The 19,971-nt window shown below is 66.0% G+C and carries 21 protein-coding genes and 1 pseudogene; 13 read left to right on the forward strand and 9 right to left on the reverse strand.

The genetic code is table 11. The annotated features are described in order from the left end of the window. Positions 1 to 2: 2 nt before the first annotated feature. The 3 genes from WC815_09570 to WC815_09580 are packed head-to-tail and all read left to right on the forward strand — an operon-like array spanning position 3 to position 1,417. Positions 3 to 245 carry a hypothetical protein gene (locus WC815_09570; GenBank protein MFA5909011.1) on the forward strand — a complete coding sequence of 81 codons (243 nt, stop codon included), beginning with the start codon at positions 3 to 5 and terminating at the stop codon, positions 243 to 245. Continuing rightward, entirely contained in the window at positions 238 to 678 is a 441-nt protein-coding gene (locus tag WC815_09575) for a type II toxin-antitoxin system VapC family toxin (protein MFA5909012.1), read from the forward strand. Before WC815_09570 ends, WC815_09575 begins: the two co-directional genes overlap by 8 nt. 7 nt (positions 679 to 685) lie before the next feature. After that, complete coding sequence (locus WC815_09580) at positions 686 to 1,417, forward strand: hypothetical protein (protein MFA5909013.1); 732 nt, start codon at positions 686 to 688, stop codon at positions 1,415 to 1,417. 167 nt (positions 1,418 to 1,584) lie between these two features. On the opposite strand, the gene WC815_09585 is transcribed toward WC815_09580, so the two are convergent. After that, the gene (locus WC815_09585; GenBank protein ID MFA5909014.1) at positions 1,585 to 2,157 is read right to left on the reverse strand and encodes a hypothetical protein; all 573 of its coding nucleotides are present in this window, start codon (positions 2,155 to 2,157) and stop codon (positions 1,585 to 1,587) included. Positions 2,158 to 2,366: 209 nt separating this feature from the next. Here WC815_09585 and WC815_09590 point away from each other — a divergent pair, with 209 nt between their 5' ends. After that, on the forward strand, positions 2,367 to 2,561 hold the full coding sequence (locus WC815_09590; GenBank protein MFA5909015.1) for a hypothetical protein: 195 nt from the start codon (positions 2,367 to 2,369) through the stop codon (positions 2,559 to 2,561). Positions 2,562 to 2,572: 11 nt separating this feature from the next. On the opposite strand, the gene WC815_09595 is transcribed toward WC815_09590, so the two are convergent. Further along, positions 2,573 to 2,914 (reverse strand): Dabb family protein, encoded by a 342-nt coding sequence (locus WC815_09595; GenBank protein MFA5909016.1) that lies wholly within the window; start codon positions 2,912 to 2,914, stop codon positions 2,573 to 2,575. Positions 2,915 to 2,916: 2 nt separating this feature from the next. Beyond that, complete coding sequence (locus WC815_09600) at positions 2,917 to 4,320, reverse strand: hypothetical protein (GenBank protein ID MFA5909017.1); 1,404 nt, start codon at positions 4,318 to 4,320, stop codon at positions 2,917 to 2,919. Between the two features lie 110 nt (positions 4,321 to 4,430). Here WC815_09600 and pgl point away from each other — a divergent pair, with 110 nt between their 5' ends. After that, positions 4,431 to 5,138 (forward strand): 6-phosphogluconolactonase, encoded by a 708-nt coding sequence (pgl, locus tag WC815_09605; protein MFA5909018.1) that lies wholly within the window; start codon positions 4,431 to 4,433, stop codon positions 5,136 to 5,138. A 38-nt stretch (positions 5,139 to 5,176) separates the two neighbouring features. Here pgl and WC815_09610 read toward each other — a convergent pair whose 3' ends face one another. After that, positions 5,177 to 6,574: a sigma-54 dependent transcriptional regulator gene (locus WC815_09610; protein MFA5909019.1), complete on the reverse strand. Its 1,398-nt coding sequence runs from the start codon at positions 6,572 to 6,574 to the stop codon at positions 5,177 to 5,179. Positions 6,575 to 6,740: 166 nt separating this feature from the next. Here WC815_09610 and WC815_09615 point away from each other — a divergent pair, with 166 nt between their 5' ends. The 3 genes and pseudogenes from WC815_09615 to WC815_09625 all read left to right on the forward strand — a co-directional run bounded on the left by WC815_09615 (position 6,741) and on the right by WC815_09625 (position 8,146). Next, positions 6,741 to 6,938 (forward strand): helix-turn-helix domain-containing protein, encoded by a 198-nt coding sequence (locus tag WC815_09615; protein ID MFA5909020.1) that lies wholly within the window; start codon positions 6,741 to 6,743, stop codon positions 6,936 to 6,938. A 57-nt stretch (positions 6,939 to 6,995) separates the two neighbouring features. Then, on the forward strand, positions 6,996 to 7,187 hold the full coding sequence (locus tag WC815_09620; GenBank protein MFA5909021.1) for a hypothetical protein: 192 nt from the start codon (positions 6,996 to 6,998) through the stop codon (positions 7,185 to 7,187). A gap of 278 nt (positions 7,188 to 7,465) precedes the next feature. Continuing rightward, positions 7,466 to 8,146: pseudogene (locus WC815_09625) on the forward strand (FliA/WhiG family RNA polymerase sigma factor). A 260-nt stretch (positions 8,147 to 8,406) separates the two neighbouring features. On the opposite strand, the gene WC815_09630 reads toward WC815_09625, so the two are convergent. Both WC815_09630 and WC815_09635 read right to left on the reverse strand, forming a co-directional pair. After that, on the reverse strand, positions 8,407 to 9,948 hold the full coding sequence (locus tag WC815_09630) for an ATP-binding protein (protein MFA5909022.1): 1,542 nt from the start codon (positions 9,946 to 9,948) through the stop codon (positions 8,407 to 8,409). 3 nt (positions 9,949 to 9,951) lie between these two features. Beyond that, positions 9,952 to 10,455, reverse strand: a complete 504-nt coding sequence (locus WC815_09635) for a PCYCGC motif-containing (lipo)protein (protein MFA5909023.1) — start codon at positions 10,453 to 10,455, stop codon at positions 9,952 to 9,954. A gap of 118 nt (positions 10,456 to 10,573) precedes the next feature. On the opposite strand from WC815_09635, the gene WC815_09640 reads away from it, so the two are divergent. The 3 genes from WC815_09640 to WC815_09650 all read left to right on the forward strand — a co-directional run bounded on the left by WC815_09640 (position 10,574) and on the right by WC815_09650 (position 13,771). Continuing rightward, positions 10,574 to 11,806, forward strand: coding sequence for a diguanylate cyclase (locus WC815_09640; protein ID MFA5909024.1), 1,233 nt, complete (start codon positions 10,574 to 10,576; stop codon positions 11,804 to 11,806). A 574-nt stretch (positions 11,807 to 12,380) separates the two neighbouring features. Next, entirely contained in the window at positions 12,381 to 12,905 is a 525-nt protein-coding gene (locus WC815_09645; GenBank protein MFA5909025.1) for an Lrp/AsnC family transcriptional regulator, read from the forward strand. Beyond that, positions 12,902 to 13,771 carry an EamA family transporter gene (locus tag WC815_09650; GenBank protein MFA5909026.1) on the forward strand — a complete coding sequence of 290 codons (870 nt, stop codon included), beginning with the start codon at positions 12,902 to 12,904 and terminating at the stop codon, positions 13,769 to 13,771. Before WC815_09645 ends, WC815_09650 begins: the two co-directional genes overlap by 4 nt. A gap of 122 nt (positions 13,772 to 13,893) precedes the next feature. Here the strand turns inward: WC815_09650 and WC815_09655 are convergent, their stop codons facing one another. Further along, on the reverse strand, positions 13,894 to 14,847 hold the full coding sequence (locus WC815_09655) for an HD domain-containing protein (GenBank protein MFA5909027.1): 954 nt from the start codon (positions 14,845 to 14,847) through the stop codon (positions 13,894 to 13,896). Next, positions 14,844 to 15,290 (reverse strand): 3-hydroxyacyl-ACP dehydratase FabZ, encoded by a 447-nt coding sequence (gene fabZ, locus WC815_09660; protein MFA5909028.1) that lies wholly within the window; start codon positions 15,288 to 15,290, stop codon positions 14,844 to 14,846. The genes WC815_09655 and fabZ overlap by 4 nt, the downstream gene beginning before the upstream one ends. Positions 15,291 to 15,329: 39 nt before the next feature. Between fabZ and WC815_09665 the strand changes: the two genes are divergently transcribed. After that, the gene (locus WC815_09665) at positions 15,330 to 17,375 is read left to right on the forward strand and encodes a S9 family peptidase (protein ID MFA5909029.1); all 2,046 of its coding nucleotides are present in this window, start codon (positions 15,330 to 15,332) and stop codon (positions 17,373 to 17,375) included. Further along, entirely contained in the window at positions 17,372 to 19,156 is a 1,785-nt protein-coding gene (locus WC815_09670; GenBank protein ID MFA5909030.1) for a GAF domain-containing SpoIIE family protein phosphatase, read from the forward strand. The genes WC815_09665 and WC815_09670 overlap by 4 nt, the downstream gene beginning before the upstream one ends. Here the strand turns inward: WC815_09670 and atpB are convergent. Continuing rightward, positions 19,150 to 19,917: a F0F1 ATP synthase subunit A gene (atpB, locus tag WC815_09675; GenBank protein MFA5909031.1), complete on the reverse strand. Its 768-nt coding sequence runs from the start codon at positions 19,915 to 19,917 to the stop codon at positions 19,150 to 19,152. The two genes, WC815_09670 and atpB, sit on opposite strands and share 7 nt — an antisense overlap. Between the last annotated feature and the right edge of the window lie 54 nt (positions 19,918 to 19,971).

Genomic DNA, 19,971 nt, shown 5'->3' on the forward strand with positions numbered 1-19,971 from the left:
CCATGGCTGATCTCAAGGTCCGGCAGTTGGACGACCGGGTGGCGAGCGCACTCAAGGACCGCGCCGGCCGAAAGGGCGTGTCCCTCGAGGAAGAAGTGCGCACGACCCTGGCCGCGTCGGTTGATGCCCGCCGCGCGGCATTCCTCAGGCGGGCCGGCGCCATTCGGAACTCGAGCGGCGCCAAAGGCACCACGCGCCTCGAGAGCACGCGCCTGATTCGACGCGAACGAGACGATCGTGGCTGAAGCGGCAGGGGTCGGCGTGCTCGACGCCTCGGTTGCGGTGAAGCTCGTCGTGAACGAGCCTGGCACCCCCGAGAGTGTCGGCCTGATCGAGCAACCCGTCCGGTGGCTGGCTCCGCGGCTGCTGGTGACGGAAGTCGCTTCCGCGCTTCGTCGCAAGGCGGAAGGCGGAGACCTGTCTCCCCTCCACGCCACGAGTGCGCTGGCCGCGCTTCTCGACGCCGTTGACGACGGTGTCATCCGGCTGGCACAGGACGAAGAGCTGGCGCCAGCGGCGCTGACCCTGGCGCTGACCCTCGGGCACAAAGTACCTGACTGTGTCTATCTGGCCCTGGCCGAGCGCGAAGGCGCCGTGCTGGCGTCGGCTGACCGGAAACTGATTGCCGCGGCAAGGAGCCGCGGAGTGCTCGTCACCGAGGTCCCCTCGAGTTGGTGAAGAACTAATGCCGTTACGAATTGGATTCGATCTCGACGGCACCGTCGCCGACATGTACTCCGCCCTCCACCAGGAGGCCCTCAAGCTGTTCGGCGAGGAGGTGCTGGCGCAGTCGGCCTACAAGAAAGCGCCGCCGAGTCCCGACGGCGCCGAGGAAGCGCCGAAAGCGCCCGAGGACGAAACCAGCGCCACGGCGATGGAAGAACTGCACCTCAACGCCCGTCAGCAGATGCAGTTGTGGGACCACGTCAGGAAGATCGAAGACTTCTGGACGACGCTGCCGGAGCTGGAGCCGGGGATCATCGCGCGCCTCGCCAAGACCGCGACCGAACGGCAGTGGGAGATCATCTTCCTGACGACGCGGCCGTCAACCGCGGGCGAGATGACGCAACTGCAGTCGCAACGCTGGCTCGACGCGCACGGCTTCCGCTACCCGAGCGTGATGGTGGTGCACCGCTCGCGCGGCAAGATCGCCGACGCGCTGCACCTCGACGCCTTCGTCGACGACCGCCCCGAGAACTGCCTCGACATCGCGGTGGAGTCGAAGGCCAAGGTGATCCTGCTGTGGCACGGCCACCTGAAGGACGTGCCCGCCGGCGCCAGGCGTCTCGGCGTGCGCCCGGTGTCAACCATCTCCGAAGCGCTGGCGCTGCTCGAACAACTGGACGACATCCGCAAGCAGCCCGGCATCGTCCGCACGATCAAGCGCGCGTTTGGCCGCGACAGCGCGGACGTCTGACGCTTACAGCAGCTTTACGAACCCGGTTAGGGTTCGCTGCGGCTGCCCCGGTTCTACGGGTCGGTCGCTGCGACCTCAGCGTGCGTGACAGTGATCCCGGATCGTCAAATGGGACTCCGGCGCCCCCGCCAGCACGATCAACGCGACCACACCGTAGACCAAGTAGTTCATCGCGCACCTCCGGCGTTCAGTTTCCTGGCCGTCGCGGCCGCCCGCATGTTCCGCGACGAAACCCAAAAATTGATCGCGGCTTGCATGACCGCCGACCCAACAGCCTTCTCCAGCGAGTGCTTGCCGCTCACATGCACACCGTAGCCCATGAAGGCCGCCTGCGCGATCTTGAAGGCCAGAATCTCGCGCGGCTTCACGTCGGCGCCGAACAGCTTGTGATAGAACGTGTTGCCCTCTACTACCTTCCCCTGTGGACCCGACTGACGCAGCGCGTAGACGGTAGTGAGTCCGTCCGCCAGCGGACCCGCCACGGCCAGCGTGGTGGCCCACCACGGCGCACTGCGCGGCGTGATCGAGATCGCCTCGGGGGCGATAGGCGTGGCGAATGCGACCAGCCCGGATGGTGACGGGGCCGAAAGAATCGCTTCCGCCGAAACAACCAGCGACGTAGAAGCCGCGGCCGCGAGCGCCACCTGATGGCCGAGGGATCGGCCCATGATCGGATTGAGTTCGACGACGGCGACGGACATGGCGTTGCGGGTGGAGCTCAGATCCAGGCTGTCGATCACGCTCGTCCCCTCGTCCCTCGGTGTGGCAGCCGACTGCTGAGCGAACACCGGCGACGAAGACAGAGCTGCCGCAAGAACAGCAAGCATTGCTGCACGACGCATGATCCGGACTCCTGATTTGGGTGAGCGGTTTGTTGCGAGGCCGCCGTCCACCACGTAATCGGCGGGCCGGACGAACCCTTGACCGTCAGGGCCGAGTTAGTAGGACTTTGGAACTAGAGGCGCGCAGGGGACGGGGACGGTCGTCGCTCCGCTTCAACGCTGCAAGCGGCGGCATCGCGGTGTACGAAAGCGAGTCCGGTGCTTTCGAGCAGTTTCTGCTGGACGCGATCTCGGCCTGGCTGGACATGGCAGCGGTGCTTGGGCCGGCCTGCGACGAGCGAATGGAGCGGCTGGCCAAGTGAGCCCACGCGCCTTACAGCAAATCCCTGACCGCTGCCGCATCGACGACGGCGTAGTCGTAGACGAGCGCGGCGTCGGCAGACTCGAAGAAGCGCTTGCCCAGCTCCAGGTGCCGGGGATGATCCAGATAGACGCGTAGATCCGCTTCGGAATCGAACTCGATGATGGCCGAGTACTCAAAGTGCTCGGCCATTTGTGTTTCATAGCCCCGGCCCATCAGCAGCCGCCGGCCGATGCGGACGCGACGGATCTCGGGGATGCCGGTGACGGCGACGCGCAAGGCATCGAGCAGCGCCTCGCGATCCTCGGCGCTCAGCGTCGCGCGCGGCTTCAGGAGGACGACGTGCGCGACCATCGTTACTCTTCGCGCTTGCGAGGCTTGCCGGTCGAGCGGGCGCGAATGGTCGCCTTGACGCGCGTCCACTTCGCCTTCTTCGCGTCCTTGTACTTCTGCTTCGGATCGACGTGCTCGCCGCCGGGACGCCACTTGTCGTCGCGCTTGACTTCGATGCCGAGTGATTTCTTGTACTCGGCCTTGGGAACCCACTTCCGCTTTGGCGTATCGCCGGATTCGCTCTTCGCAAAGCCTGCGTTCGGTCCGCCAGGACGCGCGGCGCCCTTGGGCGTCCAGGTCGGCCTGTCACTCTGGCGGCCCGTGGAGGGCCGCCCTTCTGGCACATCACCCTTGGGCGTGTACGACTTCGGCCTGAACGTCGCGCGGGCTTGCTCGCGCGGAGATCCCTTGGGCTTCCAATCGGGCTTGTCGTCTCGGCGGCCCGTGAAGGGCCGCCCTTCTGACACGGGGCCCTTCTCGCGTTTCATTCCGGGCTTCTCGCCCCAGCCGGTGCTGTGGCCCGCCTCCTTCGGCTTGAACGTGCCCTTGGGCTTCCATTCCGGCTTGCGGTCACTGCGCGCCTGCCCCGCCGAAGCGGCGGGTTTCCACGCAGGCTTGCCGCCCGCATCGCCCTTGGGCTTCCATGCGGGTCTACCGTCGGAAGCCTTGGCGAAGGAGGGTTTGTCGCCCTTCGGGGTCCACGTGGGTTTGTCGCCCCCACCGGACCGATGGCCCGCCTCTGCAGGCTTGAATGTGCCCTTGGGCTTCCATTCCGGCTTCTCGTCCCGAGAAGCCGGCCTCGCCGAAGCCTTGGCGGAGGCGGGCGTCCATTCGGGTTTGTCGCCCTTCGGGGTCCACGCAGACTTCTCGTCACGGCGGCCCGTAAAGGGCCGCCCTTCTGGCACGGCGTCCTTCGAGCGTGGTTTCCACCCGGGCTTGTCGGCAGCATCGCCCTTGGGTTTCCATTCGGGTTTACCCTCCGAAGCCTTGGCGAAGGAGGGTTTATCGCCCTTCGGGGTCCACGTGGGTTTGTCGCCTGCGTCGTCCTTTGACATCCACGCGGGCTTGTCGCCGCGGGGGGCCGGCCGCGCCGTAGTCTTGGCGGAGAACGAGGACCTGGTCTTCCAGTCCGGCTTGGCGTTCCACGCGCGTTCGGGTCTCTCGCTCCGACTGACGCCGGAGGCGGCATTGTCGGAACCCTGCCGAGGGTCCTTCTCGCGGCCGCGGGCGCCGCGCGCGCGCATGAAGTCTTGCGCGTCGTTGCGCGAAGGCCACAGCTGGCCGTTCTGGAACCACTTGAGCTCGGCGGTGGGCTGCTTCTCCTTCAAGCGGTTGAAGGTCGGCATGATGTCTTCGAGAGAACCGGAGCGGAAGGCCGTGGGCTGGCCGTCCACGAGGATGGTCCAGTAAGCGTAGCGTGGTGGCATTTCTTGATCTCGTGAGCTGGTGAGCTCGTGATCGATCTGGTGCACGGCAGATCTGGTGAACGGGTGATCGATCTGCGGAACGCGAGACCTACGAAGTATGCTAACCCGGAATGGAGCTGGTGGTAGCCCGGATCGACGAGCTCCGCCCGCGGCTCACCGAGGCGTTCGAACGGTGGGCAAACGAGCGAGAAGGGCAGCAAAGCTGCGCTTTATCAGGTGGCCCGACGGCGCTGATTTTCCTCGGCGCGCTTAGAAACGCCAACGTGGACTGGTCGAAAATCTCGCTGTTCTGGGCCGATGAGCGCGCCGTGCCCGCCAGCGACCCGGATTCGAACTACGGTATCGCCGACCGCATGCTGCTGGGGCCGCTCGGCGCCAAGGCGCCGCGGGCCTTCCCGATGCCCTTCGACTCCGCTCAGGGCGAGGCCGGCGAAGTGAGCCTGCGGACGGCGGCAATGAAGTACGACACCCTGCTCGCGGGCGAGCTGCGGAGCAACGGCATGGACCTCGCGCTGCTCGGCGTCGGTGAAGACGGCCACATCTGTTCGCTCTTTCCCGGCCACCGCGCGCTGATGGCCGACGACCTGCGCGTGGTCGCCGTCGAAGACGCCCCCAAGCCGCCGCCGCGCCGCCTCACGCTGTCGCTGCCGTTCGTGCTGCGCACGAAGAAGATCTGGCTGATCGCCGTCGGCCCGCGCAAGCTGCCCGTGCTGCACGCCGCGTTATCGCGGACCCAGCGCACCACACCGCTTGACTTGCTGCTGCACCAGGCGAAGGACGTGACGGTGTTCACCGACCAGATCATTCGGCGCGCCTAGGGTCCGGCTGAAGCCGGACGCTACATCGTTTACATCCGCTACATCCGCTTCAGTTTCTCAACCAGCGTCGTCCGCTTCAGGCCGAGCAGCCGGGCTGCGGCGCCCTTGTTGTGGCTCGTGCGCGCGAGGGCGCGCTCAATCAAATCCTTCTCGATCTGCGCGACCACGGCCGGCAGGTCGATCCCCTGCTCCGGCAGATCCATCGCCGGCGCGACGACGTCTTCGGCAACGGCCTGGAGATCCGGCGGCAGGTCGGTGACCTCGATCTGCGAGCGGCCACCGAGCATGGCCAGTGCGCGCTCGATCGCGTTTTCCAGCTGACGGACGTTGCCCGGCCACGGGAACGACATCAGTCGTCTCATTGCCTCTTGCGAGACCTGGATTTCGTGATTTGGCGATTTGGTGATCTCGCGATTTGAGAATTTGGTGATCTCTCGACTTGAGAACTTGGTGAGAAAGCTCCGCACCAGCAGTGGGATGTCGTCGGGGCGCTCGCGCAGCGGCGTGAGCTGCACGGCGATCACGTTCAGGCGGTAGTACAGGTCCTCGCGGAAGGTGCCGTCCTTCACCATCTTCAGTAAGTCGGCGTTGGTCGCGGCGACAATGCGGACGTCTACCTTGATGGTGCGGTTGTCGCCAACGCGCTCGAACTCGCGCTCCTGCAGCACGCGCAGCATCTTCATCTGCAACGCCATGGGCATGGTGCCCACTTCGTCGAGGAACAGCGTGCCCTTGTCGGCCTGCTCGAGACGGCCCTGCCGCATGGCCACCGCGCCGGTGAAGGCGCCGCGAGCGTGGCCGAACAACTCGGCATCGAGCAGCGTCTCGGGAATCGCGCTGACGTTGATGGCGACGAACCGCTCGCGATGACGCGGGCTGGTCTGATGGATCGCGCGCGCGACCATCTCCTTGCCGGTGCCGGTCTCGCCGCTGATCAGGATCGTGGCCGTGGTCGGCGCCACCGTCTCGATCAGCTGGAACAACGCGCGCATCGCCGCACTCTTGCCGACCATCGAACCCAGGCCGAAGCGCTCGTCGAGCTGCTGATGCAGGTAGGCGTTCTCGCTCTTCAACCGCCTCTGCTCGAGCGCGGAGGTGAGCACGTGCATCAACTCGTCGAACTGAAACGGCTTGGCAATGAAGTCGGCGGCGCCGAGCTTAATCAGGTCCACGGCGTCTTTCACGGTGCCGTAGCCGGTGACGACGATGGCGACAATGCCGGGGTAGCGGGTGAGGGCGGCGTCGATGACCTCGCGGCCGTTGACGCCGGGCAGGCGGAGGTCCGAGACGATGACGTCGAAGGCGAAGCCGTCGAGCGCCTTGATGGCAGACTCGCCGTCGGCGGCCTGGACCACCTCGAAGCCTTCGTCTGTAAGTCGTTCAGCTACAACACTTCTGAGGCCTTCCTCATCGTCTACCAGTAGCAGGTGGGGCATGGATGTCAGAATATTGACGGGCCACCGAGGGGATGTCAAGCCACAGAAGGACAGCCACAGATTAGCCACAGATCAGGCGCAGAACGGCTCCTTCACACGGGTGGGCTTGACTGCACACCTAATCTCATTGTGACAGCCTCCGATACAACCTTTGGAGGCTAACCCCGTGGAACGGCAAACAGTGAGCATCATGAAGGCGTGCGAGATGGTCGGCGTCAGCCGGCGTACCATCTACAACTGGATCGCGGCGAACAAGGTGGAGTATCTGCGCACGGCCGGTGGCAGCATCCGCATTTTCGTGGATACGTTGTGGCGCGAGCCCGATGGAACCAAGCACCCGAACAGTCCCAACGCCGCGGCGTAGAGCCGCCCACAAGGGGCGGCCCTACTAGAGAAAGACTACGAGAGAGCAACAAGCACCATGACTTCCGTTGACTCGAAAGAGCTGCTGCACAGGCTGAACAACCAGCTCGGCGTGATTCTGGCGCACGCCGAGTTGCTCGAGACCAAGGCACAAGACGCCGCGCAAAAGGCGCGCGCGTCGCGGGTGGTCAACGCCGCGCTCCAGGCCATGGCCGTGTCGCGCGAGCTGCGCGAAACGGTCGCGGACTAGCCGGTTCGCGGCTCCCGACCAGAATCGTATTCCCCCCCACGAAAATACCAGTTACGCCAAAAATTTGACTATCGACGCTGCGATACAGTCAAAACATTGACAGACATTGCAGCACTTCGAGGCGCCACCTTGCGCCGTCCGGAGTGAGCACATCCGTGTAACTGACTGACTTATCAGCAACTTAGAATTGCCGGCGGCCTGAAGTGCACGCCGTTGACCACCCTGACACGGCTCAGGCATCACCTTTGCCTTAGGGCAGGCAACGGAGAAGCTTGAACATGACCCCGACGCCTGATGTAGCCAACCCTCGTGTGGAAGCCGGCCTGCCCTTTGTGGAGGCGCTGGCCCGCCGCATGGCGGCCACCATGCCGCACTCGATCGACCTCAGCGATCTCGTCCAGGACGGCGTGATCGGCCTGATCGACGCCGCGCACCGGTTCGACGACTCGAGGGGCATCAAGTTCGAGACGTTCGCGGAGCGCCGCATTCGCGGGGCGATGATCGACGCGCTGCGCAAGGACGCCTGGCCGCGCGGCGTGCGCCGCGTCCGCCGCGAGCTGGAGGCGGCCCGCGAGAAGCTGCGCAAGTCGCTGGGACACGAGCCGTCGCTCGCCGATCTCGCCCTGGAGATCGGCTCCGACGAAAAGCGCCTGGGCAAGACCATCGTCCGCATCAACACCATTGAATCGACGTCGCCGTTCTCGAGCGCCGAGAACGTGGACGAATCGCAGCTGCCGGCCGTGATGGTGCCGGCCGAGCCCGAACGTCCCGACCTGCAGTACGAACGGGATGAAGTGAAGGCGCGCGTGCGCAACGCCATTGCCACGCTGCCGCCGCGAGAGCAGCGCGTGATCGCGCTCTACTACTACAACGAAGTGACCATGAAGGACATTGGCGCCGAACTGGGCGTCAACGAGTCGCGCGTGTCGCAGTTGCACGCCCGCGCCATCAAGCGGATGCGCGAAGCGCTCGGCGCCGAGATCACGCCGATCGCGGCGTCGCAGGCGTTGCGGGAAGCGTTCATGGCCTTCGAGATGCCGGCCAGCCACAAGGAAGTGGCGGCGTCGACCCTGGAACGGGTGGCCGCGACCGCGAAGCCGTCCACCTTCGCGCGTTGCGCTTCGGCGGACAAGAAGATGGCGAAAGCTTCGCTTCCCGAGTCCGACACCCGGGTGCCACACGCCGCCCAGAAGCGAGCCGGACTGGTGTTGGTTTCGAATCAGGACAACGTGTCGCGGGCGGCGCGGAGCAAGTCGCCCAGCCTGAAAGGCTTGGAGAGCCAGCGGCAGGCGGTCTCTTCGAGGAAGCGCTCGGCGTCGGTGCCGGCCACATCCCCGGTGACGAAGATCACCCGGCGCGCCAGTGCGGGGGTGGCCGCGGCCATCGCGCGGTAGAACTGCATGCCGTCGATGCGCGGCATCTTCAGGTCGCACACGATCAGGTCGTAGTCGGCTTCGGTGAGGCGGGTCAGGCCCTCCTCGCCGTCGCCGGCGCGATCGACGGTGAAGCCGGCGTCTTCCAACGCCTCCGCCACCGCCACCGCCAGCGCCGGCTCGTCTTCCACTACCAGCACGCGAAGTCCCTTGAACGCCTCGAGTGAGATCGGCTGCTGCGCGGCGCGCGCGGCCGGCGCGTTCAGGTGTTGCCCCGAGACCGGCAGCTCCACGAAGAACGAGGTGCCCGCCTTCGCGCTCCGCGCTTCGGCGGGGCCCTTCGGGCCGCCGACCGGCGTCGACTCGAGCCAGATGCGTCCGCTGTGCTCCTGCACGATCGCGTAGGCCACGGTGAGGCCGAGGCCGGTGCCTTGCCCGACTTCTTTCGTCGTGAAGAAGGGATCGAATACCCGGCCCTGCTTCTCCTCCGACACCCCCGGCCCATCGTCACTGACCTCGAGCACGGCGGAGCCGCGGTCCTGGTCGTGCGAGGTGCGCACGACGATGGTGCCGCGGCCGTTGGCGCCGATGCAGGCCTGCTCGGCGTTGATCAGGAGGTTGAGCAGCACCTGCTTGATCTGGTGGCCGTCGGCAAACACCTCGGGCAGCCCGCCGGCGAGCGCCTCCACCATCTGGATGTTGGTGACCTTCTGCTCGTAGGCGCGCAGCGCCAGCGTTTCGCGGACCACCTGGTTGAGATCGACCATGGCCCGCGTGGTCTGCCGCTTGCGCGCGAAGGTGAGCAGGTTGCGGACGATGCGGGCGGCGCGTTCCGATTCGGCGAGGATCACTTCGAGACCCTGGCGGGTCTTGTCGTCCACGCCTTTCCGTTCGGAGAGGCGTTCCGCCCACGACAGGATGGTGGCGAGCGGATTGTTCAGCTCGTGCGCGACGCCCGAAATGGTCTGGCCGAGCGCGGCCATCTTCTCCGCCTGCAGCATCTGGTAGCGGCCGTCGCGCGACTGGTCGTCCAGCTTCTTGCGCTCGCTGACGTCGCGGATGAACGCCTCGACGCGCAACTCGTTGCCCTGCGCGGCGTGCGCGGCGCTCGCCGTCACTTCCACCCATATGGGTGCGCCATCGACGCGGCGCAAGCGGAGCAGGTGATCGTTGACGAGGCCCTCGCGATCGAGGCGCTCGACGAAGATGGTGCGCGCCTGCGGATCGACGAAGCGCGAGACGTCGAACGGTTGAACGAGATGTTCAGCGGTCTCCGGCGGGTAGCCGAAGATCGCCTTCAGGTGGGGATTGGCGGAGAGCGTTGAAGTGCTGGCCGCCCCGAGGGTGCCGATGTAGACGCCCTCGCGAACGGCCTGGAACACATCCACGCGCTACTTCTTCGGTGGAAACGGAGTGGGCGTGCGGTTTGCCACGTTGGCCGCCCACCGTTTTTCGATGGCGTTGCGAATCGCGACGACGTCGGCGCCCGAGGAGTAGAGCTGCATGGCTTCACGCGCCACGTCCACGCAGATGGTGCAGCCGAAGCCGTGGGTGTCCCACTCCAGCACGTTGCCCTTGGCGTCGCGCCGCGCGATGAAGCACGACTCGTTGGCCGAGTGGCCGTCGGCGCCGCAGCCGCAGTAGCACGGGACGTACTTCAGGATTTCGGGGTGCTGCGCGGCGAAGTCGTAGGTGGCGCGGATAATGTCCATCGGCCGCACGGGGGCAAAGCCCATGGCCGGCAGCGGCGGCGTGGTCTTGCGGACGAACAAGGGGCCGCCCTTGACTGCCTGGCCCGCCGGCCTGGGGCTCGAGGCCTGCTTGTCCGCCGTAGCTTCAGCGGAGGCGGAGCTTGCGGCAAGGGCCACGGTGGCGACCAGAGCCAGCACAGCCATACCGAGCAGAACAGTTACAGATTTGCCCTTGGCATTCATGCCCAATAACTTAGCACCACTGCCCTCCCCTTTCTTCGCTGGATACTGGCCGCGGGATACTGGATACTGCCCTTCTGCCATGAAGCTGTACGGCCGCCAGGACCTGTTGCTCATCGGCGCCCTCACGACGGCTCTCATCGTGATCTTCTCGTCGCCCATTTCGCGCATGCTCGATTACGCGCGGGAGATCGAGCGGCAGAGCGGGCTCACGTTGATGCCGGCGCTGGTCCTGCTGACCGGCGCCTTCTTCTTCCACCTGTACCGCCGCAGTCACCACGAGCAGGCCAAGTCCGCGGCGGCGGAGATTGCCACCAGGGAAGCGCAGCATCGCGCCGAGGAGCTCGAGCGCCTGGTCGGTTTCGGCCAGGCGCTGGGCCGCGCGCTGGACTTCGACTCGATTCGCGTGGCCATCGCCCAGCACATGCCGGTGTTGGCGGGCACCGATCACGTGTGGGTGCTGGTGCGCGAGGGCACGGAATGGCAGGCGCTCTCGGGCGACACGCGGGGCGCCGAGGAAGTGTTGCAGTGGGGCGACATCGCGGAGCAACTGCTGACCGGCGGCGGGTCCGACAAGACGCCGGCCCAGCCCGCGCAGCCGCGCACGGCGGGCTTTCCGCTCGTGGTCGCCGGCACCGCGCTGGGCGTGCTCGGCGTGCGTCCCGACGCGGGACCGCTGGCGCCGGACCGGCGCCGCGTCATCGAAGCGGCGGCGGCGCTGCTGGCGGTGTCGATCAAGAACGCGCAGCTGTTCCGCGAGGTGCGCGAGAACAGCGTGCGCGATGCGCTCACCGGCTGCTACACCCGCGGCCACGCGCTGGACGTGATCGACGCGGAACTGCGGCGCGCGCGCCGCAGCCAGACGCCGGTGTCGCTGATCATGTTCGACCTCGATCATTTCAAGGACGTCAACGATCGCTACGGCCACCTGTGCGGCGACGCGGTGCTGAGCGCGGTGGGCAAGCGCATGAAAGAAGTGCTGCGCGGCTCGGACCTCAAGTGCCGCTACGGCGGCGAGGAGTTCCTGGTGCTGCTGCCGGAAACGCCGCTTCACGGCGCCCGCCGCGTGGCCGAGACGCTGCGCAAGGAGATTGCCGACCGGCCCGTGCCGTGGGCCGGCGAGGGGCTGACGATCACGGCGAGCTTCGGCCTGGCGCAGACGCTGCCGGGCGAGGTCAACGTGCAGGCGGTAATCGCGCGCGCCGACCAGGCGCTGTACCGCGCCAAAGACGACGGCCGCAACTGCGTGCGCATTGCCGCCGAGACCGCGACGCTCATCGCCGACGACAGCAATCGACAAAATCGCGTCAGCTAGCTCCCACGCGCTCCCTAAGCGCCCCACGCGAAGGCCGCTCGCCGTCAGCTTCCGCACTCGCTCGAGAGGGCTGTCAACTCGCAGCTCGGCCTGACTGTCGCCCGAGCGCTCGCTGCAGGTTGTCGGCCAAAAACCTGCCCGTCGGGGCGCTGTTGATACCCCCGATCTCATAAATCGCGGTCGCCCCTCCTCCCGCCCGCTCTCGCTCGTGCTCCAGCTGACGGCAAGCGGCCTTCGGACTGTGGCGCGGCGCGCGAGGCGGTATGGCTCAGCGTGAGCGTTCGACTGAGCCGACGCAGGTTCGTGACCGACAAACCGAGGGTAGGCCACAATTGGCCGCGGCGGGGTTTGGTTGGTCATCGGCGGAGCGCACAGCTCGCCGACCGAGGTTTGACCGGCGAAGGAGAGCGAACGCTGAGCCATACCGCCTTGCGCGCCGTCGAGACGCGCGAGGGCGACTCGCGACCCAACCACCCCAGAGAGGCGGCAATCAGGGCCTTCCTGGCGGCCGGAGAGGCCTCATTCAAAAAGGTCATGTGTTGAATAAAATCCAGTAATTAGTTATGTTTTGCGGATGATCGACGAAATTGACGGCACGTTACTGGATATTCTTCAGTACAACGCCAGAACTTCTCAGGCCGAACTGGCGAAGGCGGTCGGCCTGGCCCCCTCGGCGATCACGGAGCGGCTCAGGAAGCTCGAGGCGAAGGGCATTATCAAGGATTACGTGGCCTTGATCGACCCCCATGTGGTGGACCGCGGGCTGCTGGCGTTTGTGTCGGTGCGGACCTCGGAGCACGGGCCGGACATGCCGTCGGCGATCGAGTTGAGCCGGATACCCGAGGTGCTCGAGGTGCATCACGTGGCCGGCGACGACTGTTACCTGCTGAAAGTGCGCGCGCGTGACGCGGAGCACTTGGGGCAGATCCTCCGCCAGCAGATCGCGTCCACGGTGAGCGTGACCTCCACGCGCACGACCATCGTGCTCGAGACGGTGAAGGAGGATCCGCGCATCGCCATCCCGAAAGAGAAGACGCTGCCGCGGCCTGCCCGCCGTCCTGTCCGCAGTAGCCTTGGCGAAGGCGGGAGCGAGCCGTGAGCCTCGCCTACGCCGCCTTCATCACCGTTTGCATTGTCTGGGGCACCACTTACCTCGGGATTCGGGTCGCGCTCGATACCGTGCCGGTGCTGCTCCTGGCCGGCCTGCGCTGGATGGCGGCGGGCCTGCTGCTGAGCGGCATCCTGCTGGCGATGGGCCGGCGCCTGCCGCCGCCGCGGATGTGGGGCCCGCTGGTCCTGCTCGGCTTCCTGATGAACATTGTCGGCAACGGCTTCGTGGTGTTCGCGCAGCAGTACGTCGCCAGCGGCCTGACGGCGGTGTTGATCGCGACCACGCCGTTCTGGTCGGCGTTGCTCGAGCGATTGCTGCCCAACGGCGAGCGCTTCACGACGCGATCGCTCGTCGGCCTCACGATCGGGTTTTCGGGAATTGTGATCCTGGTGTGGCCCGAGATGTCGCAAGGCGGCGCCGGCGGACGCGCGTTCATCGGCGGCGTCATCGCGATTCAACTCGCGTGCATCGGCTGGGTGATCGGCACGTCGTACGCCAAGCGTCACGAGTTGGGCGACAACCCGTTTCCGTCGGCGGCGCTGCAGATGGTGTTCAGCGGGATCATGCTGCTGACGGCGGCGACGTTGCACGGCGACTGGGCGCAGCTGTCGTTCACGCCGCGGACGCTGGGGGCGCTGGCCTACCTCAGCGTGGCCGGCTCGCTGGTCGCCTATTCGGCGTACATCTACGCCATTCAACACCTGCGTCTCTCGCTGGTGTCGCTCTATGCCTACATCAACCCGATCATCGCGGTGGCGCTGGGAACCGTACTGCTAGGGGAACCCCTTTCTCCACGCATCTTGCTTGCGGCACTTCTTGTGCTCGCAGGGACGTGGATTGTGGGCAGAAAGTGACGCGGATTTGGTGATTTGGCGATTTGGTGAGCTGGTGATTTAGGTTGCGGAATCTCAAGATTTTCAAATCTTCAGATTTCGGATCCCAAATCACAAAATCACCACATCACGAGATCACCAAATCATCCCTTGTACAACACCCGGCCAAGCCGCTTGTTCCAGGACGTGAACTCGTCGGTCGACGGGGCCTCGCCGATCGCGCGGCGGACCTGGTTGATCTTGGCGTCGAGTTCATCCACCGAGGCCAGGATGAACGCCTCGATCGACTTCGGCTCCACCGGCGAGCCGTACTCACGGGTGCCGTGATGCGAGGCGATCAGGTGCTCCACCTGCGCGCGCAGCTCCACCGGGAAGCCCGAGATGCCGTTGATGGCCTCGCGCACGAGCATCAGGCCCAGCGCGATGTGGCCCACCATGTTGCCGTCGCGCGTGTAGCTGCCGGAACCGCCCTCGTAGGCCAGCTCCTGCAGCTTGCCGATGTCGTGGAGGACGACGCCCGCGAACACCACATCTTCGTCGGCGCCGTAGCAGCGCGCGAGGTGCGCGCCGACTTCAGCCATCTTGGTGATGTGCTCGAGGAAGCCGCCGCGATACGCGTGATGAATGGTCTGCGCCGCCGGCCAGGTCCGCAGCTGATCGGCGTGATCGGCAACCACCCGGTTCAGCAGTACACGGATGTGATCGTTTCTGACGGCGCGGAGCCGCACTTGCAGCTCCTCCCACATCTCGTCGATCGGCCGCGGCGCGCTGAGGATGCAGTCTTCTTCGCGGAACCCCTGCAGGCGATCCTGGTCGGGACTGACGCGGCGGATGGTGCCGAGGATCAGCTGCACCTCGCCGTTGTAGAGGCTGCCGCGGCCTTCGACCCGCACGAACTCGCCGGGTTCGAACTCGGCGCGGAGGCGCTCGAGGTCGGAGAGAATTTTCGCGGTGACCTGGCCGGAGGCATCCTGCAGGTTGAGGATGGCAAACTCGCTGCCGCTGCGGCCGGCGCGAATCTCCTTGTAGGTACAGAGGAAGTAGCCCCAGCCGGCATCGTCTGTGGTGAGCTTCGCGAGGCGGGGAAGCCGCGTCATTCCGCCCCGAGCGCGAATGTCATCGTGCCGTGGATGACCACCTTCTTGCCGACGCGGGCGCGGCCTTCGAGCACGCCCATGCGGCTCTTGAGGCGCTTCACGTTGGCCTCGATCACCACCTGATCCCCGGCGTGCACCGGCGCGCGGAAGCGGACCCGCTCCATGCCGCGGAAGAAGATCAACATGCCCTTGTTCTCGGGCTTGGCCAGGATGAGGATGGCGCCGACCTGCGCGACCGCCTCGGTCAGGATGGTCGGCGGCAGCGTGGGCCGGCCGTTGAGGCCGTTCCGGCTCAGGTAAGGCTCGTTCACCGACACGTTCTTGATACCCACGATCCGCAGATCGGGTTCGAATTCGATGATGCGATCGACGAGCAGGAACGGCGAGCGGTGGGGCAGAATCCGCTCGATCGCCGTGATGTCCAGCGGCAGTGCAATGTCCATGGAGATCAGAATTATACTTCGCCCTTTGGAGGCCCCGTGATGCGTAAGACCCTGGTCGCCGTTGCGCTCGTGCTGGTTTCCGCCACGAACCCGTTTGCCCAGGCGAAGCGGGCCGTCACCTTCGACGACGTGCTCAACGTCAAGGCGGTGGGTGGGGCGACCATCTCGCCGGATGGCAGCCAGGTGCTGTACACGGTGCGCGCGTGGGTCTCCGAAAAGGACCGCATGGAGTCGCGGACGCACGTCTGGAAGGTGGCGGCCAACGGGTCGGCGCCGGCCCGGCAGATCACGTTCGGCGACAAGGGCGAGAGCCAGCCGCAGTGGTCGCCCAACGGCCGCTTCATCAGCTTCGTGTCGGCCCGCGGCACCGGTGAAGAGGTCAAGGCGCAGGTCCACGCGATGCGCGCCGACGGCGGCGAGGCGTGGACGGTGACCGATACCAAGGAGAACGTGACGGCGTATTCGTGGGCGCCCGACAGCGCGCGCATCGCCTTCGTGTCCACCGACCCGCGCAGCGCCGATGACGAGGCCGCCATCAAGAAGCGGGACGACGAGCGCGTGTTCGAGGGCGATTTCCGCTACGCGCACGTGTGGGTGGTGCCAGTAGGGCCGCACTTTAGTGCGGCCGCCGCGACGCGCATCACCGAAGGCACCGCCTTCACGGTCAGCGGGGCGCCGTCGTGGGCCCCGGATGGCAAGCGCTTCGTGTTTGGCGCCGCCGCCACGCCGATGCTGCGCGACAACCGCCGCGACGTCTATCTGGCGGACCTCGCGACGAAACAGGTCGAGAAAATCAGCACCAACTTCGGCAACGACGGCTCGCCGCGCTGGTCGCCGGACGGCAAGCTGATCACCTGGACCGCCGAGCCCGACAGCCACGGCCCGATTCCCGACGGCACGGCGGTGGGCCCGGTGCTGCAGTCGAAGCTGATGCTCTACGACGTGGCGGCGAAGACCGTGAAGAACGTGTCGTCGCCGGCCTTCGACACCGACGCCGGCGCGCCGCAGTGGACGGCGGAAGGCAAGCGCATCACCTTCGTCGCCGGCAAGCGCGCCTACACCGAGGTGTTCGCCTACGACCTGACCACCGGCGTCTACAGCCAGTTGAGCCAGAAGCGGACCATCAACGGCGCGTCGTACAGCAAAGACGGCAAGACCATCGCCGTGACCATGGACACGCCGGATTCGGCATCCGAGATCCTCGTGACCGATCCGTCGTTCGCGAGCTTCCGCAAGCTGACCACCACCAACCCGCAGCTCGCCGAGCTGGCGCAGGGCGACACCGAAGTGGTGACCTGGAAAGGCGACGCCGGCCTGGAAGTGGAGGGCGTGCTGCTGAAGCCGGTGGGCTACTCGGCCGGCACGAAGTATCCGACGCTGGTGGTGGCGCACGGTGGCCCCGCCGGGGCGTATGTAAACGGCTTCCGCCTGGGCGGCCTTGAGGGTGGGCAGGTGTGGGCCAACAAGGGCTGGGCGGTGTTCTATCCCAACCCGCGCGGCAGCACCAACTACGGCGAGAAGTTCCTGCAGAACAACGTCAACGACTGGGGCGGCGGCGACTACAAGGACATCATGACCGGCGTGGACGCGCTGGTGGCGCGCGGCATCGCCGACCCCGACAAGCTGGCGCACATCGGCTGGAGCTACGGCGGTTACATGACGGCCTGGGTGATCACGCAGACCAGCCGCTTCAAGGCGGCCATGGTCGGCGCCGGCCTCACCAACATGTGGAGCATGTACGGCACCAACGACATCCCCAGCGTGCTGATCAGCTATTTCGGGGGCATCCCCAATGCCAGGACGCTGCCGCTCTATTTGGAACGGTCGGCGATGACCCACATCGACAGGGTGACGACGCCCACCCTCATCCTGCACGGTGCGAACGACGAGCGGGTGCCGGTGGGGCAGGCGCAGGAACTCTACCGGGCCCTGAAAGATCGCGGCAAGCCCACGGAATTGGTGTTTTACCCGCGCGAAGGACACGGGTTTAGCGAGTACTATCATCAGAAGGACCGCATGCAGCGGATCTACGACTGGGTGACGAAGTACACCCTCGGCGCATCTGATAAAACGACACAACAATGACTGAACCCGCGCCGCATGGCGCCGCCAGCAGCACCGCCTCCGACGCCGAGCTGCTGGCCATCCTCGCCGAACTGGGACGTGAGGTCAGCTCCGTGCTCGACCTCAACACGCTCCTCGAAAGAATCCCGCAGCTCATCTCGCGGCTCACCAAGTTCACGGTCTTCTCGGTCTACCTGCTCGACGAGAAGCGGCAGGAACTGAGCATCGCCTACGCCCTCGGCTACCCCGAGGAAATCGTCAAGCACTTCACGCTGCAGATGGGCCAGGGCATCGTCGGCACGGCCATCGCCGAGCAGCGGCCCATCCTGTTGAACGATGTCGATTCCGACGCCCGCTACCTGGCAGTGGTGCCGGGCGCCAAGTCGCAGCTGGCGGTGCCGCTGCGCAACAAGGGCAAGGTGATCGGCGCCCTCAACCTGCTGAGCGACCGCACCGGCGCGTTCACCGAACGCGACGAGTGGATCCTGCGGCAGTTCGGCGCGCACGTCGCCCAGGGCATCGCCACGGCCCGGCTGTTCGAGTCGGAGCGGGAATACGCCGAGACGCTCGAGACGCTCGCGGAAATCGGCCGCGAGATGACCTCCATTCTCGACCCCGACGAGCTGTTGACGCGCCTCGCCCACCTCATCAAGCGCGTCATCGACTACCGCATCTTCGGCATCCTCCTGCTGGACGAAGACACCGGCGTGCTCGAAATGAAGGTGGCGATCAAGTACGGCGACGACCCGGCGGCGATGGAACCCGTGAAGCTCGGCGAAGGCCTGGTCGGCTACGCCGCCCTCCACAAGGAAGTGGTGCTGGTCCCCGACGTGTTGGAGGATCCGCGCTACATCAACGCGGTGCCCGGCGTGCGATCCGAGCTCGTGATCCCGCTGATGCTGAAGGACCGCTGCATCGGCGTGTTCGACCTTGAAAGCCCGGAGCGCGACGCCTTCAACACCAAGAACGTCAAGCTGCTCACGCTGCTGGCCTCGGAAGCCGCGGTGGCGCTCGACAACGCGCGCCTCTACGAGTCGATTCGCGCCAACGAGGCGCGCTTCGAGAAGGAGCTGCGGTTCGCCAAGCGCGTCCAGATGGCGCTGCTGCCGCAGGAGCTGCCCAAGCGCCTGCGGGGCGTGGACGTGTCGTGGCACTTCGATCCGGCCCGCGAGCTGGGCGGCGACCTCTGTGACTTCCTGTCGCCCGAGCCCAACACGCTGGTGGTGGCGGTCGGCGACGTCTCAGGCAAGGGCGTGCCGGCGGCCCTCTATGGCGCGGCGATCGGCGAGATGGTCCGTGGCCGCACGTTCCGCCGCCGGCTGGAGAAGGAACGCAGCACGCCGGCCGCGGTGCTGGCCGGCATGAACCGCATCCTCCACGAACGCAACCTGGAGGAGTACTACTGCACGCTGTGCTACGCGATGTTCGAGTTCAAGAAGCAGATCGTCACGTTCGCCAACTCTGGCCTGCCCTACCCGGTGCGGTGCAGCGACGGCAAGGCGACGCAGATCGACATGCCCGGCGTGCCGCTCGGCTCATTCGGCAGCTCCACCTACGACGAGGTGCAGGTGCCGCTCGCGCCCGGGGACGTGTTCGTGTTCTGTTCCGACGGCATCTCGGAGGCGTTCGACGAGGCCGGCATGGAATTCGGGGGCGCCCGCCTGATCGAGGTGATCGAACGCACGCACACGCAGCCGGCGAAGGAAATTGTCGGGGAGATCTTTGGCGCCGTTCAGCAGTTCTGCGGCGACGCCGAGCAGTCAGACGACCGGACGGTCGTGGTGGTGAAGATTAATCAGTGAGAATGCGCGGGGGCGTGCGTGCTCGGCTCGCCCTCGTAGTCGTCCCCGTGGTCGTCCACGTGGGTGGCGGCGGTCAGGTAGATGGCGCCCAGCGTCAGGAAGATGAACGCCTGGAGCGGGCCGACGATCAATCCCAGGAACTGAATCGGCAGCGGCGCGATGAACGGGACGATGCTGGCGAGAATCAGCACGACGAGGTGCTCGCCGAAGATGTTGCCGAACAGGCGGAGCGTGAGCGACAGCACGCGCGACAGGTGGCTGATGATTTCGATCACGAAGATCATCGGCGCCAGCGCAATCGGCACGCCCGGCATCACCGCGAAGTGCTTGATGTAGTTGATCGGGCCGTTCGCCATCACGCCCTGCGCGTGATAGTAGAGCCACAGCGTCAGCGCGCACGCGAACGGGACGTTGATGTTGCTGGTCGGCGAGCCGAGGCCGGGGACCTGGCCCATCAGGTTGCCGATCAGGATGAACACGAAGAGCGTGCCGAGCAGCGGCAGGTACTTGCGGCCCTTCTTGCCCATGTTGTCTTCGAGCACGCCCACCAGGAACGAGACGACGTCCTCGAGGACGATCTGGAGCTTGCCGGGGTTGTCGACGCTCAGCTGCGAGCGGATGGCCAGGCCGATGAAGAGGATGAACAGCGTAATCAGCCCGACGAAGACCATGTGGTCGGGGATCTCGGCGTGAATGCCGAGGGTCGCGAGCAGGAGGTTGATGATCGCGACTAGTGGGGACGGATGTTCAATTGCTTCCACAGCCGGACATTGTACTAGATTTCACAAGGGCGGGGCGTACATAGAAAGGGCGGC

The organism is Vicinamibacterales bacterium (genome assembly GCA_041659285.1).
GTDB lineage: Bacteria > Acidobacteriota > Vicinamibacteria > Vicinamibacterales > UBA2999 > 12-FULL-67-14b.